This is a genomic window from Olivibacter sp. XZL3 (assembly GCF_004368405.1).
In the GTDB taxonomy this organism is placed as follows: Bacteria; Bacteroidota; Bacteroidia; order Sphingobacteriales; family Sphingobacteriaceae; genus Olivibacter.
In genome coordinates this window covers 1-1,279 of record NZ_SBJH01000087.1, presented here as the reverse complement: position 1 = coordinate 1,279, position 1,279 = coordinate 1, and the positions used below count along the sequence as shown (strand labels likewise).

Below are 1,279 nucleotides of genomic sequence, written 5' to 3'. Positions count from 1 at the left end.
GAATTTCCTGCGTTCTTTTTTCATTCTCAACTGCTAATTTAAACATTTATGCAGTTGTCCAGTATTTGGGTAGTATGATATTCTTCAGGAGAAAGGCCCGCCCGCATGGTGAATACGTTGTGGCATGCGTCGAAAAGATACTGACTTCACAGGATTATCCCGAGATAGGTTACAAACGCTCCCTGGGGGTCATCCAGCTGCACAGGGTATACGGCTCGCAGCGGCTCAACGATGCCTGCAAAAGAGCATTGGATACCGGCGCCTGTTCCTATATCCGCATAAAGAATATTCTTAAGAACAATATGGACAGGGTGCCGCTGTCCGGCCAGCAGCCAGAGCAGGCAGAACCCCACATCCCTTTTCACAGCAATATACGCGGTGCTTCCGCCTATGAATAACAGTAAAAACAAAAAATAAGAAAGATGAACAATCAGACAATTGAAAAATTACGGAACATGCGCCTGGGTGCCATGGCGCAGTTACACCTGCAGTACGTCAAGGAGAACAGGTTTGAAGGGATGACATGCGATGAATACCTGGCCCTGCTGACCGATCACCAATGGGAGGAGCGGGAAAACAGCAGGATTGAACGCCTTTTGAAGCAGGCCGCCTTCAGGCAGGATGCAGCCCTGGCCGATATCAACTACTCGGCAGAGCGGAATCTGGACAGAAATATGTTCGCCAGGCTTGCTACGCTTGATTTTTTATCAAGGAAGGAGAATATTATTATCTGCGGCGCCTCCGGCACAGGTAAAAGCTATCTCTCGCAGGCACTGGGCCACCAGGCCTGCCTTTCGGGAATAAAAACACTCTACACTGTTACAGCCAGGCTGTTCAAGAAACTGAAATTGAGCAAGGTAGACGGAACCTATCTCAAAGAACTGGAAAAACTGACAAAAGCGGAAATGCTTATCCTTGATGACTTTGGCCTGCAGGCTTTCGACAATCAGGACAGGGAAACGCTGATGGATATCATTGATGACCGGCACGGTAAAAAATCTACCATTATATCATCCCAGATACCCGTCTCGGCATGGTACGAAATTATCGGCGGCGAAGGGACAATTGCAGATGCGATCCTTGACCGTCTTGTCAACTCTTCTCACAGGATAGATCTAAAAGGGGAATCACTTAGAAAGGGAATATTGAAACAGGAATAATCAAAGCTTTTTTATATAATTGTATGATCTTTTAAAGTGGTGTAAGCGGTAATTACTACTGCACAGAAAATGGGAAATAAGAATACACCAAAATTGGCAACAAGAGTGCACACTAAAAA

The 1,279-nt window shown here is 46.1% G+C and carries 1 protein-coding gene and 1 pseudogene; both read left to right on the top strand.

The window, feature by feature from the left end; genetic code table 11:
• A pseudogene (locus tag EPX21_RS17955) lies at positions 1-398 on the top strand (hypothetical protein); the annotation flags it as partial.
• 24 nt (positions 399-422) lie between these two features.
• Positions 423-1,160, top strand: coding sequence for an IS21-like element helper ATPase IstB (gene istB / locus EPX21_RS17950; RefSeq protein ID WP_134091065.1), 738 nt, complete (start codon positions 423-425; stop codon positions 1,158-1,160).
• Positions 1,161-1,279: the final 119 nt, after the last annotated feature.